This is a genomic window from Bacillus sp. AFS017336 (assembly GCF_002555445.1).
GTDB lineage: Bacteria > Bacillota > Bacilli > Bacillales > Bacillaceae_G > Gottfriedia.
In genome coordinates, this window is sequence record NZ_NUCO01000014.1 from 1 (window position 1) to 14,219 (window position 14,219).

The 14,219-nt window shown below is 33.0% G+C and carries 19 protein-coding genes; 6 read left to right on the plus strand and 13 right to left on the minus strand.

Going from position 1 to position 14,219, the window contains the following annotated elements; genetic code table 11:
* Together CN601_RS06715 and CN601_RS26865 are read right to left on the minus strand one after the other, a co-directional pair.
* A partial coding sequence (locus CN601_RS06715) for a tyrosine-type recombinase/integrase (protein ID WP_179865467.1) occupies nucleotides 1-502 on the minus strand: 502 nt, incomplete at its 3' end.
* A 42-nt stretch (nucleotides 503-544) separates the two neighbouring features.
* Entirely contained in the window at nucleotides 545-700 is a 156-nt protein-coding gene (locus tag CN601_RS26865) for an acyl-CoA thioesterase (RefSeq protein ID WP_179865465.1), read from the minus strand.
* Nucleotides 701-841: 141 nt separating this feature from the next.
* Here CN601_RS26865 and CN601_RS26510 point away from each other — a divergent pair, with 141 nt between their 5' ends.
* From CN601_RS26510 to CN601_RS06730, 3 genes are all read left to right on the plus strand, one after another.
* Complete coding sequence (locus CN601_RS26510) at nucleotides 842-1,003, plus strand: hypothetical protein (protein WP_179865468.1); 162 nt, start codon at nucleotides 842-844, stop codon at nucleotides 1,001-1,003.
* Nucleotides 984-1,874, plus strand: a complete 891-nt coding sequence (locus tag CN601_RS06725; protein WP_098170554.1) for a prohibitin family protein — start codon at nucleotides 984-986, stop codon at nucleotides 1,872-1,874. Before CN601_RS26510 ends, CN601_RS06725 begins: the two co-directional genes overlap by 20 nt.
* Nucleotides 1,875-2,029: 155 nt before the next feature.
* Complete coding sequence (locus tag CN601_RS06730; protein WP_098119750.1) at nucleotides 2,030-3,313, plus strand: glycosyl hydrolase family 18 protein; 1,284 nt, start codon at nucleotides 2,030-2,032, stop codon at nucleotides 3,311-3,313.
* Nucleotides 3,314-3,366: 53 nt separating this feature from the next.
* Here CN601_RS06730 and tlp read toward each other — a convergent pair whose 3' ends face one another.
* From tlp to CN601_RS06785, 11 genes are all read right to left on the minus strand, one after another.
* A complete protein-coding gene (gene tlp, locus CN601_RS06735) occupies nucleotides 3,367-3,594 on the minus strand; it encodes a small acid-soluble spore protein Tlp (RefSeq protein ID WP_373604960.1) in 228 nt (75 codons plus the stop codon).
* A gap of 43 nt (nucleotides 3,595-3,637) precedes the next feature.
* Nucleotides 3,638-3,778, minus strand: coding sequence for an acid-soluble spore protein N (locus CN601_RS06740; RefSeq protein ID WP_069032371.1), 141 nt, complete (start codon nucleotides 3,776-3,778; stop codon nucleotides 3,638-3,640).
* Nucleotides 3,779-3,882: 104 nt separating this feature from the next.
* A complete protein-coding gene (locus CN601_RS06745) occupies nucleotides 3,883-4,020 on the minus strand; it encodes an FbpB family small basic protein (protein WP_098119748.1) in 138 nt (45 codons plus the stop codon).
* Nucleotides 4,021-4,092: 72 nt separating this feature from the next.
* Nucleotides 4,093-4,644, minus strand: coding sequence for a TlpA family protein disulfide reductase (locus CN601_RS06750; RefSeq protein WP_098119747.1), 552 nt, complete (start codon nucleotides 4,642-4,644; stop codon nucleotides 4,093-4,095).
* A 761-nt stretch (nucleotides 4,645-5,405) separates the two neighbouring features.
* Entirely contained in the window at nucleotides 5,406-8,132 is a 2,727-nt protein-coding gene (acnA, locus tag CN601_RS06755; RefSeq protein WP_098119746.1) for an aconitate hydratase AcnA, read from the minus strand.
* Between the two features lie 346 nt (nucleotides 8,133-8,478).
* Complete coding sequence (locus tag CN601_RS06760; RefSeq protein ID WP_098170555.1) at nucleotides 8,479-10,647, minus strand: ATP-binding protein; 2,169 nt, start codon at nucleotides 10,645-10,647, stop codon at nucleotides 8,479-8,481.
* Between the two features lie 2 nt (nucleotides 10,648-10,649).
* Entirely contained in the window at nucleotides 10,650-11,072 is a 423-nt protein-coding gene (locus tag CN601_RS06765) for a hypothetical protein (RefSeq protein WP_098170556.1), read from the minus strand.
* Entirely contained in the window at nucleotides 11,069-11,275 is a 207-nt protein-coding gene (locus CN601_RS06770; protein ID WP_098170557.1) for a hypothetical protein, read from the minus strand. Before CN601_RS06770 ends, CN601_RS06765 begins: the two co-directional genes overlap by 4 nt.
* Nucleotides 11,276-11,285: 10 nt before the next feature.
* Nucleotides 11,286-11,567: a hypothetical protein gene (locus CN601_RS06775; protein WP_098170558.1), complete on the minus strand. Its 282-nt coding sequence runs from the start codon at nucleotides 11,565-11,567 to the stop codon at nucleotides 11,286-11,288.
* Nucleotides 11,568-11,704: 137 nt separating this feature from the next.
* Nucleotides 11,705-11,950, minus strand: a complete 246-nt coding sequence (locus CN601_RS06780; RefSeq protein WP_098170559.1) for a hypothetical protein — start codon at nucleotides 11,948-11,950, stop codon at nucleotides 11,705-11,707.
* On the minus strand, nucleotides 11,943-12,776 hold the full coding sequence (locus CN601_RS06785) for a ParM/StbA family protein (protein ID WP_098170560.1): 834 nt from the start codon (nucleotides 12,774-12,776) through the stop codon (nucleotides 11,943-11,945). Before CN601_RS06785 ends, CN601_RS06780 begins: the two co-directional genes overlap by 8 nt.
* 177 nt (nucleotides 12,777-12,953) lie before the next feature.
* On the opposite strand from CN601_RS06785, the gene CN601_RS06790 reads away from it, so the two are divergent.
* From CN601_RS06790 to CN601_RS06800, 3 genes are all read left to right on the plus strand, one after another.
* On the plus strand, nucleotides 12,954-13,148 hold the full coding sequence (locus tag CN601_RS06790; RefSeq protein ID WP_098170561.1) for a helix-turn-helix transcriptional regulator: 195 nt from the start codon (nucleotides 12,954-12,956) through the stop codon (nucleotides 13,146-13,148).
* Between the two features lie 225 nt (nucleotides 13,149-13,373).
* Nucleotides 13,374-13,691, plus strand: coding sequence for a hypothetical protein (locus CN601_RS06795; RefSeq protein WP_098170562.1), 318 nt, complete (start codon nucleotides 13,374-13,376; stop codon nucleotides 13,689-13,691).
* On the plus strand, nucleotides 13,692-13,970 hold the full coding sequence (locus tag CN601_RS06800) for a hypothetical protein (RefSeq protein WP_098170563.1): 279 nt from the start codon (nucleotides 13,692-13,694) through the stop codon (nucleotides 13,968-13,970).
* Nucleotides 13,971-14,219 lie beyond the last annotated feature (249 nt).

Below are 14,219 nucleotides of genomic sequence, written 5' to 3' on the forward strand. Positions count from 1 at the left end.
TTACTGCTTGCAAAAAACAACTAGCTAACAACATAATACAAAGTTTATTCCTTGAACTCAAAAAGGTCTTGTTGTTATAGTGATTTAGCATAGACTTTACATCTTTTTGCTTATATGCCTGTATAAAATGTTTATCCTGTTTCAAGAATTTAATCTTTTCCATAGGATTTTTCTTGATTTCGCCCTCTTCGACTAAAAACTCATAAAAATTCTTGAGGACTTTTAACCTTGTATTGATTGTAGATGACTTTAACTTTTCTGTTTTACGTCCTCTAGTTTCAGATTCATTGTTTAATTCATTTAATTCACCATTATTCTCTACATGTTGACTTACTATCCATTCTTTAATAGTAAGAGTCGTTACATCTTCAATTGACACTCCTTGACCTTTAAGATACCTCTCAAAGTATTTCAAGATATACCTTTTACAGTTTACTGTTACAGGAGACTGTGACCTAATTTGCATTTCCAAAAGATAAGATTTTATGTACATATTTTCCATCTTGTACCCTCCTAATTGTAAATAATTAGGTTAGATACTGTACTAAGACATAATTGAGGTGTTTACGTCAGAAACGTTGATATAGAGCCATTTCCAGCTAGTTCCTTCGAACCAAACTAAATAATTTGCATGGTAAACTACACCCATTGCATCTGTTTCTGCATATCTTACTTCAACTAATTTCTCTGATATAAACATAATTTCACCTCATCTTCTTCTACAGATTACTTTACCAAAAAATTAATAATTGTTCTATTTTTTAACATACACTAAATGTTATAATTTCCTTATAATTAATTAATCATTTTCTAATATTCTAAAATTGGGAGGCAGATTTTATTGAAGGTCATATTAGGGTCAATTATCATCATCCTTCTTTTATTATTCGGTTTATGGCTACTTCTCTCACCGACCTTTGAAAAAATCGGTGACAAAACAGTAAAAGTAAAAAATATTTTGAAGGAGAAGGAGGAAAAGCAAAATGGAAATTCGTCCAAATGAAACTAAAAAATCATTTATGAATCGTAAAGTTATTGGTGGGATCATTGCTGGTATCGCACTTATTTTAATTGTTACAATTCCTACTTTATTTATTGAGAAAATAACACCTGGTTATGTGGGGGTTGTTTATTCACCAAATGGAGGAATACAAAAAAATACACTTTCACAAGGTTGGAATTTTGTTGGTTTATTTGATAAAGTCACCGAATATCCAGTCCGCTTACGAACAGTAGAATATAAAGATGTTGCTCTAGCTACTTCAGACGGAAAAAGAATTGAAATGGACTTATCTTACACATATAAAATTGATCCTTCAAAAGTTGTCTCAATGTTTAATGAGTTTGGTCCAGTTGCTATCGAAGAAATAGAAGAAACATATTTAAAGAAACGATTACAAGATGCAGCCCGAATTGCAGTTTCGAAATACACAGTTTTACAATTATATGGCGAGAAATCAAGTAACGCCTCTGCAGATATTGAGACAATTTATAAAGATGATGTAAAAGTACTTGGTTTTTTTGTTGAAAATTTAACTTTAGGAACACCAAAACCTGATGCAAAAACACAAGATGCAATTGATGCAAGAGTCCAAGCAGCCCAAGAAAATGATCGTAAAAAAATTGAACTTGAAACTGCTCGAATTGAAGCTGAGAAAAAGAAGGTAGAAGCTCATGCCGACGCTGATTCACAGCTAATTCGTGCTCAAGGTCAAGCAAAAGCAAACCAAGTCATTCAGCACTCATTAACGAAAGAATTAATTGAATATAAAAAAGCTGAAAAATGGGATGGTAAACTACCTACTGTTTCAGGAAGCGATGCTAATATCATTCAATTCCCTATTGATCCAAATAGTAATAATGAAACAAAATAATGATTATATTTTCAAAACCTAGTCTATGGCTAGGTTTGTTTCTTTTTAAAATGAAATTGATTTGCTTTTCCACCTATTCTCTTCTAATCCAAACTCTTTGGCATATATTTAATAGAGACGAATATCTACGTTTGATGAAAGGAGATAGACAAAAAATGCAAATTCATGTAGTGAAAAGCGGAGAAACAGTCATGAGTATTGCAGATTTTTATGGAGTTGAAAGGCAATCGCTCATAAATGCAAATGCTCTAGTAGCTCCTTATAAAATAATAAAAGGTCAAGCGCTTGTTGTACCAACTACAGGAAACGAATATATTGTCCAACCTGGAGATAATTTATACGATCTTGGTTTAACGTATGGAGTTTCAGCAAGTCAAATTGCTACCTATAGTGGGATTAGTCCATATGCATCTTTAAATGTCGGCCAAAAGCTACATTTGCCAGCACGTAAAAAAAGAAATGTTGAATCCATTGGCTACTTACAACCTACTTCAAACCCGATTAAGCCTGCTCTAGAAGATGCTGCACGCAAGGAAGGAAAGTTTTTAACTTATTTAGCACATTTTAGCTTTGATGCAAAAAGGGATGGTTCTTTAACAGAGCCACCATTAGGTAATATTCCACAAATCGCTAAGGAAAACCGTAATATCTATATGATGGTTGTATCAAATCTTGAAAATGGCCAATTCTCCACATCACTTGCAACTGATATTTTACAAAGTACAGCCGTTCAAGATCGTTTAATAAACACAATCATTAGCACAGCAAATAAATACGGCTTTAGAGAAGTAAATGTAGACTTTGAAGACGTTGCTTCTAAAGATCGAGTCCCTTATATTAACTTTTTAAATAAATTAAAATCTAGACTCCCTCAAGGATTCATCTTAAGTGCTACATTAATACCTAAAACAAGCTCAACTCAAAAAGGAAGATTTTACGAAGCACATGATTATGCAAATATTGGGAAAGTTGTAGACTTTGTCGTTATCATGACTTATGACTGGGGTTGGCAAGGTGGTCCACCAATGGCCGTTTCTCCTATCGACCAAGTTCGTAAAGTAATCAATTACGCAAAAACTGTTATCCCAGTACCTAAAATTATGATGGGGCAAAACTTATACGGCTTTGACTGGAAAGTTCCTTTTAAACAAGGTACGATGGCAAAAGCCTTAAGCGCAGAAGCAGCTACAAATTTAGCAATTCAAATGACAAATGAAATTCTTTTTGATAACAAAGCAAAAGCACCATATTTCCGTTACACAGAATCAAACGGGCAAAAACATGAAGTCTGGTTTGAAGATGCGAGATCGATTCAGGCGAAATTTAACTTAATAAAAGAAGAAAATATCCGCGGTATTTCCTATTGGAAGTTAGGTTTACCGTTTATCCAAAATTGGGAACTTCTAGAGGCTAACTTTAATGTCGTAAAAAGAGCATAAAAAAAAGCTAGGTATTTATGAGTCAGACTCAGAATACCTAGCTTCTTTTTTATTCAGTCATTCGTATTATTAAATGCCTGCTCGTCCCTTAGTTCACTTTCTAATGCTGAAAGTGATTCCTCACGACGTTGATTTTTTTCTATTGCATTTTGTTTTTGCTGTTCATTACCAATCTGCATTGAAGTCTCTGCTTCTTTAATATTTTCTTTCGTATTATTAATCATATCTTGAATTTTATCAGCATTATCACTGCGATCATCTGGCTTTGATTTGTATTCCATCATTAATCACTCCAATTCAAAATTGTGTTTTGGAATTTGAATATTACCCGTTATCAACGATTGGTTGTTTGCCAGTAGGATCTTTATATTGCATTTGTTTACCCTTATTCCCGCCAGCTGCTTTGTTTTGAGTACCAACATGATTTGGTACAAAATCTTTAGGATGTTTTTTAGGATTTCCCATTTTATCGCCCCCTAGCGATAGTATGAGTTTTGTTACTTTAAATATGTAAAAAAAATCGATTTTAAAAAACAAAAAAAGAAGGATAAATTCCTTCTTACTCTTGTCTATTCTGCTTTAGCTTTTCTTTCTAAACGTTCTTCTAAACGATCATATATTTTATTTAAAGCTTCCGCATCATTTAATAGAGAATTTTTATTTTCATTAATTAATTCTTGAAACGATTTATGTCTCTTCTTTCTCATAACAATCACCTCTTCTTTTTATGTTAGTATTGACAAAAAAAAGAGTTTTCTTACATTTTAGTAAATTTTTTCTTATTTTAAAAATGTATTTAATTGTTTCTCAGTAACTGGTCCTATTTGCTTAAAAACAATCTCGCCATTCGCATTAATAAAATATGTAGTAGGAATTGAAATCACACCATATTTCCGAAAATTATCCCCATTTTCATCAATTAAGATATTATAATTCATACTATTTTTACTAACAAAATTCTTAATAAAATTCAAATCTTTCTTCTCACCAATATAATCGGCAACACCAATCATTTCAATATCTTTATGCGCTTGATGAAACTTCTCTAATGCCGGAATTTCATCTTGGCACGGAGGACACCATGTAGCCCAGAAATTTAAGATTACTTTTTTGCCTTTGAACGAAGATAAATTAACCTTCTTCTCATCCAAAGTCATCAATTGAATATCAGGTGCTTGCTGACCAACTTGTACACCCAATTTTTGAATCGAAGCAATATACGCATCATTATTACTAGTAACCTTACTCTCTGCTTCTTTTTTCTCGTATAATTGAAAAAATGAATAGCCTAACGCAACTAAAAGCACTAACAAAGGAATTACTTTTCTCATACAAATCACCCTTTTAATTAACTATCTCTATTTAACCATAATAAATACAAAAGTGGAACAAGCCCGAATATCTTCAAAGCGATTTTTTTACGCACTACATAATGACTTTTAATATTAATTCTTTTTTTCTAAAATTATTTCGAAATAAATCCCACTTTTTATCTCATTTTATATTTTTTACATGAATGGTTTATTAATTCGTAATTTTAATTAATTATTTAGAGGAATTTGTAATGACAATAGGGCGACCACCAATCCATTGATTTTTAGCTGTGTTTGGGATTGTACTTTTAAATACATTCCCGTATTTTAATTGCGATTCTAGAAATAATGGTGAAAAAATGGTATTTTTTTATAAAATCAGAAGAATGAACACCACTTTTCAATGAAATTTGATGAATTTCATCTAATTTCTTTCAGATTTCTCCTAAAAATCGCATAATCGGTTAGTTTATTTGCGATTCTCGGATTTTAATTGCGATTCTTCATTTTTATTTGCGATTACCCGATTTTAATTGCGATTCTCCTTTTTTATTTGCGATTGCCCCAATTTAATTGCGATTTTCCTTTTTTATTTGCGATTGCCCCAATTTATTTGCGATTTTCCTTTTTTATTTGCGATTGCCCCAATTTATTTGCGATTCTCCTTTTTTATTTGCGACTCCCGGATTTTAAGTGTGATGCCCAACTTTAAAAGCGATCCCATAATATATTCAAACAACAAAAAACACGATCCAAAAAGGACCGTGTTTTTCATCTAATTAATGAGTTACTTTAGAATTATTTAATTTATCACGTAATACCATTTGTAAGATACCACCGTGACGGTAGTAGTCAATTTCAACTTCGCTATCGAAACGAGCAACTACATCAAATTCAACAGTTGTTCCGTCTTCTTTAGTTGCAGTTACTTTTACAAGATCACGTGGTTTAACATTTTCATCTACAGTAACAGCAAAGATTTCTTTACCTGTTAATCCAAATGTTTCAGCATTTTCACCAGCTTTAAATTGAAGTGGTAAAACTCCCATTAATACTAGGTTACTTCTGTGAATACGTTCGAAGCTTTCAGCTAGAACTGTTTTGATGCCTAAAAGATTTGTTCCTTTAGCAGCCCAGTCACGAGAACTTCCCATACCGTAGTCATTTCCAGCTAAAATCATTAGTCCAGTACCGTCTTCTTTATAACGCATTGCTGCATCATAAATTGACATAACTTCGCCAGTTGGCCAGTAAGTAGTGTATCCACCTTCTGTACCTGGTGCGATTTGGTTACGGATACGGATGTTAGCGAATGTACCACGCATCATTACATCATGGTTACCACGACGAGAACCATATGAGTTAAAGTCTACAGGTTTAACATCTTTACTTTGTAAGTAAAGTCCTGCAGGAGTTGTTTTACCAATTGAACCAGCTGGTGAAATGTGGTCAGTTGTTACTGAATCACCGAATTTACCAACGATTTTTAAACCAGCTAATGGTTTAACTACGCCTGGCTCTTTTGATAAACCTTCAAAGAATGGAGGATTAGCGATATAAGTTGATTCGCTATCCCATTTGTATAATGAATCATCAGTTGTTTGAATTTCGTTCCAACGTTTGTTATCTTCAAATACTCTTTCATATTCTTTCTTGAATAATTCAGGAGTAACTGTAGCAGCAACAACTTCTTGTACTTCAGCAGATGTTGGCCAAATGTCTTTTAAGAATACATCGTTTCCATCTTTGTCTTGACCGATTGGTTCAACAGAGAAGTCGATATTTACATTACCAGCTAACGCGTAAGCAACTACTAATGGTGGTGATGCTAAGTAGTTACCTTTAACTTGAGGATGAATACGTCCTTCAAAGTTACGGTTACCAGAAAGTACTGATGTTACTAACATATCATTATCAGCAATTGCTTCTTCCATTTCAGGTGCTAATGGACCAGAGTTACCGATACATGTAGTACATCCGTAACCAACAATGTTAAATCCTAATTGGTTTAAGAAAGGAATTAAACCAGCTTCTTGTAAATATCCACTAACAACTTTAGAACCAGGAGCTAATGAAGTTTTTACATAAGCAGGCACAGTTAATCCTTTTTCAACAGCTTTTTTAGCTACTAAACCAGCACCTAACATTACGTATGGGTTTGAAGTATTTGTACAACTTGTGATTGCTGCAATTGCTACTGCACCAGTTTTAAAAGTTGTTTCAGTACCGTTTTCGAATTTAACATTTACTTCTTTATTTAATGTTTCATCAGTTAAACCGAAACCTGCATTACCCATAGGAGCAGAAACTGCTGCTTGGAATGCTTTTTTCATTTCTGATAATGGAATTAAATCTTGTGGACGTTTTGGACCAGAAAGATTTGATTCAATTTCTGAAAGATTGATTTCAACTAAATCAGTGAATGTAGGATCTTCTAGATCTGTTGTATAGAATAAATCATTAGCTTTACAGTATGCTTCTACTAATTGAATTTGCTCTTCACTACGACCTGTTAAGCGTAAGTAGTTAAGTGCTTCAACATCAACTGGGAAGAATCCACATGTTGCACCATACTCAGGAGCCATGTTTGCGATTGTTGCACGGTCTGCTAGAGGCATGCTTTGTAAACCTGGTCCAAAGAACTCAACGAATTTATTTACTACACCTTTTTTACGTAAAACTTCAGTAACTTTTAACGCTACGTCAGTTGCAGTCGTTCCACTTGGTAAAGAACCAGTTAATTTAACACCGATTACTTCTGGAACTGGGAAATATGATGGTTGACCAAGCATTCCTGCTTCAGCCTCGATACCACCTACACCCCAACCTAATACACCGATACCATTGATCATTGTAGTATGTGAGTCAGTACCTACTAATGTATCTGGGAATGCTACTACTTCACCATCTGCATTTGCAACTGCTTGAACTACGTTAGCTAAGTATTCTAAGTTAACTTGGTGTACGATACCAGTTGCTGGTGGTACTGCACGATAGTTATTAAATGCTTTTTGAGCCCAGCTTAAGAATTGGTAACGCTCTTCGTTACGAGAAAATTCTAAATCCATATTGAAATCCAATGCATCAACTGAACCAGCTTTATCAACCATTACAGAGTGGTCAATTACTAGGTCTACTGGAATTTCAGGATTAATTACTTCAGGGTCTCCACCCATATCTGCCATTGCCTTACGTAATGAAGCTAAGTCAACTACAGCTGGAACACCAGTGAAGTCTTGTAAAATTACACGAGAAGGTTTAAACGGAACATCTACATCTTGTAGCTCGCTTGTTCCCCATTTTGCTAAATTTTCAACATGATCTTTTGTAATTACTCTTCCATCTACTTGACGAAGAACTGACTCTAGTAACACTTTAATCGAATAAGGTAATTTACCGATTTTAGCTACTCCAGCTTCCTCAATTGCTTTTAAGCGATAATAATGATAAGTTTTATCGTTCGCAGTAAATGTCGAACGAGATTGGAAAACGTCATTTTTCCCCATTGTTCTTCCCCCTATTAAGCAAAAAATGTCTGAATATATTTTATATCCAAACTTTTCAATACCTTACAATAATATATTATTACAATGTATATCATAAGTAAATAAGAAGTAACTTATCATTTGCAATAAGAATTACTTATGACCTTTTAAATCAAATAGGTCATTTAATAATATTCTGCTCAAATGCAACAGTAATTAATTCAATATATTTCAATATATTTCATTTAAGTTTTTTTAAGTTCGTGAGCATATTGTGAGCATTATGTGATTTTTCTAGGTGTGAGATTGTAAATTATGTGAGCATAATAAAGACTCCTAAAATTATCTAGGAGTCTTTATTATTTTCTCATTTTTCATTCAAAATTTTCTTCTTAGATACTCTATCTATAGGAGGTAAAGCCATACTTGCAACAAATGGAACTGTTGATTCCCCACCTGTTCTTACAATGTTAATCGAATGCCATCTCTTTAATTTCATGCATTCCTCTAAACTAAAAGGTAGGACTTCTTCTTTAAATGCTTTCCATGTTTCTTTGGAAGTTGGGTAAAGATGATAATGAGGTAAAGCGTTTTTAATGGCTAATCTTGCTTGAGTCGGTATTTGCTCCCAGTAATGAAATAGCCAAGTAAAGCTAACTCTCCATTTTCTTGACTCAACAGCCATATTTTCCCAAAGTTTAGCACCTCTATTAAATTGATGTGGCTCATCAATCACTACGAAAAACGGAAATTGATCTTCTATCTTTCTCATCTGCATGGCTAAATTAATCTTTGTCATTAATAAGTTACCAATAATATTAATTTGTTTAGGAGTTAATCCATCCATTTTACTTACATCAATAACAAAAGCTTTTTTCTGACTAAGTATCTTCACAAAATCCAATTCATTTTCACTTTGAAAACATTCATTAAGGAATGGATCACCCATAATCATATCCAAACGGTTGTAAATAGGCCTTACTATTTTCATTCGCATTCCGTCTTTTTCTTTTTCATACTGCTCTAAAGTGCTTTTGTGTATTCCATCTGGCATTCTTTTAATTACATCTTTTAAATACTGTTTATCCTCCATAATCTTAAATATTTCACTCATCTTAGTTGTTTTCATACCAATAACAAAAGCTCTTAAATACCTCTCAGTTTGGACTGTATCTTCTAAAGAATCTTCAAAAAAGGATAGTACTGTATCTGAAACAATCGTTTTACTATCATCGCTGTATTTAGCTTCGCACCAATCAAATGAAGGTTTTAACTCTTTGATATTAATAATTTCATATTCTTCTGGATCCATAACCTTAACAATTTGCTCTGTAACTTCTTTTTTAGCTGGATCTATTAATAGTGCTCCAAATCCATTTCGTACAGCTTCAACTAACTTATTCGCTCCATAACCATTTGTTTTTCCTTGACCCATTCCACCGATTGCACAATATGGTAAACATAATTCATCATGATTTTTAACAGGCATATAAATATTAGTTTTTGCTCCTTTATAAGTGTTCGAACCTAATAACATACCACCTTTAGTAACTGCTGCTGGAATAACTGTTTCTGACATAGTGATCCTCTCCAATCCATATTTTTCTTGAAGTGTAGAACCTGGAAGATACATCAATCTTGAAACTTCTAAACTACTCATATAGTTTGATTGCAGTAATCCTATTTTTCTATTCTTCATTGATTCAAAGTATTTAATATTTCTTTTATTAGGAAGTAATTTGTTATCGCCATCAAACACATTAAAGGCTGTTTCTATTGCTCTCATTAGGATATCTTTACGCTTTTCCTCACACTCAATACAAATGTTTAACCTAACGTTATATCCTCCGTATTTGGCTTTCTGTTGTGTTTCTACACGTAACATTCCATCTGTTAATATACTTGCTCTATCAGATGCGAAAATATCATGCTTATCTGGAGTGAACCCCATTAGTTCGACCATAGTATTATGGGCACCTAGTATAACTCCAGCTACTCCTTTTGCAGTTAGGTTAGCAACTTCTTTCTTATTGAATCTAAATTTATGCGGTAATTCACCTTTCTTAAAGTTTTCATACCCTTCTTTCACGCCTACTCCCCAATCAAAATGAAGAGGTATACATAATAATTGCACCAGGCATTTTTCACTCTTTTTCATAAGACTGAGCGTTTCTAATAAGTAAACTAACCAATCTGTTCTTCTATCGACTTTTAATGATAAAAAATAATGGCTTTTATAATCCATGCTTTTCATAGCAATTGGTTTTATTTTGTTTAGTGGGTCTTCTACTTCTTTAACTGTGATATTCGGAAAGGAGGAAAGCAGAGACTTTTCAGCAAGTTCTGCCATTCTGTTATTTGTAGTGAGATTAAATGTTGTTTTATTTTTCTCCATGTAGATTTCGTATGAGAAGAAGTTTTGCTCTTTATCTTTGTATCTTTGATAAGGTGTTTTGTATTGGTTTAAAGCTTGAGTAAGATGGTCCACTTTATCATTTGTTAATTTACTATCCGGAATGAGCTGAAAGTGTTTCATACTTAAGCCCCCTTAATCGCTTTTCCTACTTCCATAACAATTGACATAAGACCAGGAGCGAATTGTAATCCAATGAATCCAACTACCGCCCATTTAATCATGTTTAATCCTTTATGTTTTTGACCGATCATAATTAAAACGCAACCAGCAGAGATGGTAAAGAAACATGCAGGATAAGCAAAACCTGAAATAGCTTGAAATAATGGATCAAAAGCATGAGCTACTCTGTCACCTATCCCAGCACTAGCAGGAATAACATCTTTAATAACAATATTGTTAGATGCAGCAGATACTAACTTACTTGAAAAAGCTAATGATGAAGCAACTATAGGAGCAACAATCATTGGAATTGCACTCTTCGTTTCTTTTGGTAACTTCCATGACCCATCCATAAAATCACTAAACTTAATTACCTCTGTTTTCATAATCCCCAACCTCCTATTGGTCCTATAACATGAGGTGATATATACCCATACATAAAACTAATGAGCAAAGGAAAAATCTTAATTACTAAAAGTAAGCAAAATGTTTTAAATGCCATTATTAATATTTTTTTAAATAAACTTTTCAAGTTACTTAACATTTCCTCTTTTGCAGCATTAGGATTTAAAAATTCTTTTATCGTCATAATACCCCTCCTAAATTATCGAAAGTATGATATAAGATAATGAACCTACACCAATGCACTTAATAGCTGTTTTAGGCATTCCGAAACAAATTAAGATAAAACCTAATCCCATGATTACAAAACTGAATTTCATACCTAATAATACATACGGAGCTGCTTTTACGATTGCGTAACCAGTAGCACCATTTGAAACATGGTGTAAAATATGATCACCTAAAAAGTGGCCAGTTTTATCTGCTACCCAAAATATTCCGTCATGAATACCTTTTTGAAGCTTACTAATAATTTCCATGAGTTTTCTCATCCTTTCAGTACAAACTAAAGTAAAGGAGTGATACTTATGCCAGCATTAGTTAAGTTAGGTTGGGGAATGGTTATTGGTGGATCTGCTATTGCGGTTTTAAAAGCTATTGGGGATTTTTTAGGACATTAAATAAATTTAGATGCACTAGGACCTTTCTTTACTGGAAGTTCTACTGGTTTAGGAAGGTCTATTTCTTTTGTAGTAGGTTGAATAATTGGAGTTGGTTGATTAATGATGATTCCATTTAATTCTTTTTCGATTAACCGTTTTATCACTTTAGAAAACATCCCTTTGTTTTCAACAAATTCTAATAGTTTCATATCAAACTCATCATCTGAATTGAACGAAACACCTTTAACGATCCTAGCCATTGTTGTATATCTCTTTTGCTAAATTATAGAAACCAATAGCATTTGCATATTTGGGATGTACTAAAGTATACTCATTATTCTTTTTGTGAACTGGCTGACCTATCTTCGTATTAGGATAGGATAGTTTAATAACTGGATAAATCTTTTCAGCTGCTCCACCTACTAGTAGAACAAAATCCTCTTCTTGGAAGTATTTTGTAGATTCTGAAACGATTCCTCTAGCTAATGCAGTTAAATCATTTGCTCTAGTTGAATTAGCTCCAAATGATAATGTGAAGCTTTGTTTATCGTTTTGCTCCCAATCTATAATAGAAGCTACATTTACAGTACCAGAGCCACAATCTATAATTCTGAAGCTAGAACTTTCAACAAACCACCCAAAGAAACTTGAAGCTCCTTCTACCGCTACTGCTACCTCATCAATCATAAATTCTTTTTCTACTCCATTTAAGATAACTTTGTATTTCCCCATAAGCATCCTTTTTAATTTATCCTTTTCACTCGGTAGGTGCATTTCAATCGGTTGACCTACAACTACTGTATTATGATAATCATCGCTATAACGATGGATCGCTGTAAGGATTCTTAGTTTTACATCTTCATTTGCTTTAGTAGCTCCCATTGATCTTCTAGGAAAGTTAGATTCTTTTTCAGCTAATTCTCCTACCCAATAAGTTTCATTTTCGTAATGAAGCATCATTTCATCATCGTAAGCCGTTACTATTCTTCGGTCTCTTGCATCTCCTAAACAACTATTAAAAGAAAATACACCTTTTTCTGTTGCCACTTTCACCTCATTATTTCCTGCATCAATCCCAAGTAGCATTTGAAACACCTCCTAGATTAAACAAATGTTTATCTTTTGTTTTACCGTTTTACTTTTGATTAACATTTGTTTAATAAATGATATTAGTGTCCCGTATTTTTATTGTCTGTCCCTCGAAAATAATTTTTCAAAGGATAATAAAAAGTTTTGTAGAATCAGAAATTATGAGGTGATTAAATGAAGACTAGACTAAAAGTGATCCTGGCAGAAAAAGGATTGAAACAATCTTTTATTGCTGAAAAGGCCGAGATTAGATTATCTACAATGAGTTTAATTTCTAATGGAAAAAGTACGCCAACATTAGAAGTTGCTCTTAAAATAGCTAAAGCTTTGAATTTAAAAGTAGAGGATATATGGAGTCTAGACAAATAAAAGGACCCACCGTTTAGATGGGCCCTCTTTTCTTTTATTGGACATGCCTTGAAACATCTCCGTATGTTTCAATGTATGCCTAAAAAGGTGGAAAATTGCCAGTACACTTGGAAGAGAGAATAATATATTTTCGTGTCGATACACTCTTTTTCATTTAAAGGAAAGATTGAACATTAGTAGAATATAAATATTTTATTAAGAAATATTTGGAAATGGGGTTTTTATATGGGGTGGAGATGGCTTACTCTGGTTTGTGAGTGTATTTTAGCAATTCCTTTAATCGGAGGCTTAGTAGTAATAAGTACCCACTATTCAGCATTACTAATTATGTTAATACTTCACATAATTGCAATTGTGGCTTCTGGTAATAGAGGTTTAAAACTTATTGGAAGTAAGTTTGGAATTATAACATGCCTTTTAGGATGGATTCCTTTTTTAGGAATGATTTTACACATGTTAACTGCTATTATACTTTTAGTAACGAATTTACAAGATAATAACAAGATAGATGCTAAAGAAGAAAATATGCAACTAGGTGATTAAATGTTCCCACTAAAAAACTACTACGAATCAGTCATCAAAAAAGAAATAGTTGGAATGAAAAAAGAAGCTGCATTAAAACGACTTGGGAATCTACTCGCTTGCCCAGTGATTAGCAAAGATTCTAAGGATTCGGTTCATATAAGGTACTTTTCTTGTAAGTTGGAAGGTGCTGTATTGTTGCCTAATATGGATAGATGGATTGGAACGATCGCATTGAGGATTGATAATGGAGTTGTGAGGGAATCAGCTTTAAGTGTGCCAGAAAAAACTAATCAATAAATTTTCAAATTTAGAACAGTAATTAGGTAGAAAATCTAATCTATTTGCTTTTAATATCATATATTGTATTGAACGAATCTTCTTTGACAATATCACCTTAATTATTTCCAAAAAAAAAAGAGAACCTTTAGATCTAGGTTTTCTTTTTTATTTTTAATCATCAAGTTTGTCTTTCAGTAGTATATCTGCCGAGCAAAATAAAAACAATATGTGTTATGAAAAGACGAAAGGAAATAGAAACGATGTAAG

Excerpts from the sequence above, each read along its gene's own strand:
- CN601_RS26865 (WP_179865465.1), bottom strand. The coding sequence starts at position 700 with ATGTTTATATCAGAGAAATTAGTTGAAGTAAGATATGCAGAAACAGAT.
- CN601_RS06725 (WP_098170554.1), top strand. The coding sequence starts at position 984 with ATGGAAATTCGTCCAAATGAAACTAAAAAATCATTTATGAATCGTAAA.
- CN601_RS06730 (WP_098119750.1), top strand. The coding sequence starts at position 2,030 with ATGCAAATTCATGTAGTGAAAAGCGGAGAAACAGTCATGAGTATTGCA.
- tlp (WP_373604960.1), bottom strand. The coding sequence starts at position 3,594 with ATGGAATACAAATCAAAGCCAGATGATCGCAGTGATAATGCTGATAAA.
- CN601_RS06740 (WP_069032371.1), bottom strand. The coding sequence starts at position 3,778 with ATGGGAAATCCTAAAAAACATCCTAAAGATTTTGTACCAAATCATGTT.
- CN601_RS06745 (WP_098119748.1), bottom strand. The coding sequence starts at position 4,020 with ATGAGAAAGAAGAGACATAAATCGTTTCAAGAATTAATTAATGAAAAT.
- CN601_RS06750 (WP_098119747.1), bottom strand. The coding sequence starts at position 4,644 with ATGAGAAAAGTAATTCCTTTGTTAGTGCTTTTAGTTGCGTTAGGCTAT.
- acnA (WP_098119746.1), bottom strand. The coding sequence starts at position 8,132 with ATGGGGAAAAATGACGTTTTCCAATCTCGTTCGACATTTACTGCGAAC.
- CN601_RS06760 (WP_098170555.1), bottom strand. The coding sequence starts at position 10,647 with ATGAAACACTTTCAGCTCATTCCGGATAGTAAATTAACAAATGATAAA.
- CN601_RS06765 (WP_098170556.1), bottom strand. The coding sequence starts at position 11,072 with ATGAAAACAGAGGTAATTAAGTTTAGTGATTTTATGGATGGGTCATGG.
- CN601_RS06770 (WP_098170557.1), bottom strand. The coding sequence starts at position 11,275 with ATGACGATAAAAGAATTTTTAAATCCTAATGCTGCAAAAGAGGAAATG.
- CN601_RS06775 (WP_098170558.1), bottom strand. The coding sequence starts at position 11,567 with ATGGAAATTATTAGTAAGCTTCAAAAAGGTATTCATGACGGAATATTT.
- CN601_RS06780 (WP_098170559.1), bottom strand. The coding sequence starts at position 11,950 with ATGGCTAGGATCGTTAAAGGTGTTTCGTTCAATTCAGATGATGAGTTT.
- CN601_RS06785 (WP_098170560.1), bottom strand. The coding sequence starts at position 12,776 with ATGCTACTTGGGATTGATGCAGGAAATAATGAGGTGAAAGTGGCAACA.
- CN601_RS06790 (WP_098170561.1), top strand. The coding sequence starts at position 12,954 with ATGAAGACTAGACTAAAAGTGATCCTGGCAGAAAAAGGATTGAAACAA.
- CN601_RS06795 (WP_098170562.1), top strand. The coding sequence starts at position 13,374 with ATGGGGTGGAGATGGCTTACTCTGGTTTGTGAGTGTATTTTAGCAATT.
- CN601_RS06800 (WP_098170563.1), top strand. The coding sequence starts at position 13,692 with ATGTTCCCACTAAAAAACTACTACGAATCAGTCATCAAAAAAGAAATA.